1 protein-coding gene and 2 pseudogenes are annotated in these 806 nt (G+C 34.1%); all 3 read left to right on the top strand.

Features of this window, described 5'->3' with window-relative positions; all coding sequences use genetic code 11:
• Positions 1 to 346: helix-turn-helix domain-containing protein (locus tag CLPUN_RS10355; RefSeq protein WP_207652747.1), on the top strand; the 346-nt coding region annotated here is incomplete at its 5' end.
• Positions 347 to 381: 35 nt separating this feature from the next.
• Positions 382 to 552, top strand: a pseudogene (locus CLPUN_RS29610) (IS3-like element ISSau2 family transposase); the annotation flags it as partial.
• A gap of 96 nt (positions 553 to 648) precedes the next feature.
• Positions 649 to 806, top strand: a pseudogene (locus CLPUN_RS29605) (IS3 family transposase); the annotation flags it as partial.

Here is an 806-nt window from a genome sequence, read left to right as displayed (position 1 = left end):
ACATAGTATTCTTCAGCAATGGATTAAGAAGTATAATAGTCATAAAACATTTAAATCTCAAAATAAGCAAGGGGATAGAATTATGGCTAATGGACGAAAAACTACTTATGAAGAAAGAACTGAGATTGTTTCATTCTGCATTTCTAATAATGAGGATTATCAGATAACAGCTGATAAATTTAAAGTTTCTTATCAACAAGTTTATACATGGGTAAAAAAATACCAAGCTAATGGATATGAGGCACTAATGGGCCGTCTCGGTAAGCGTAAAGAAGCTGCCGAGCTTACTGAGTCTGAATTAGATAGAGAGAATTCTATGCAAAAGAACCAAACGAGAAATGGTTAACGGATGTTACAGAATTCAAACTACTTAATGGCAAAAAGGCTTACCTCAGCGCAATATTTGATTTGGCTGATAAGAGCATTGTTTCTTATGTTGTCGGTCACTCAAACAACAATCAACTTGTTTTTGACACATTTGACTTAGCAGTAATTGCTAATCCCACTGCGAAGCCACTTTTTCATAGTGACAGAGGATTTTCAGTATACTAATAAAAATTTTAAAGCTAAACTTGATAATATCAATGCAATTCAGAGCATGTCACGTGTTAGCAGGTGTATCGATAACGGACCAATGGAAGGTTTTGGGGAACTCTGAAATCCGAGATCGAGATGTACTATCTGCAAAAGTTTTATACATATGAAGAACTGGAACAAGCAATCGATGAATACATAGTTTTTTATAATACAAAAAGGCTACAGAAAAATTTAAAAGGTCTGACTCCAATTGAATATCGAAATCAGAC

The sequence above is a fragment of the Clostridium puniceum genome (genome assembly GCF_002006345.1).
Lineage (GTDB): Bacteria > Bacillota > Clostridia > Clostridiales > Clostridiaceae > Clostridium > Clostridium puniceum.
This window is presented reverse-complemented; position numbering and strand designations above follow the sequence as displayed.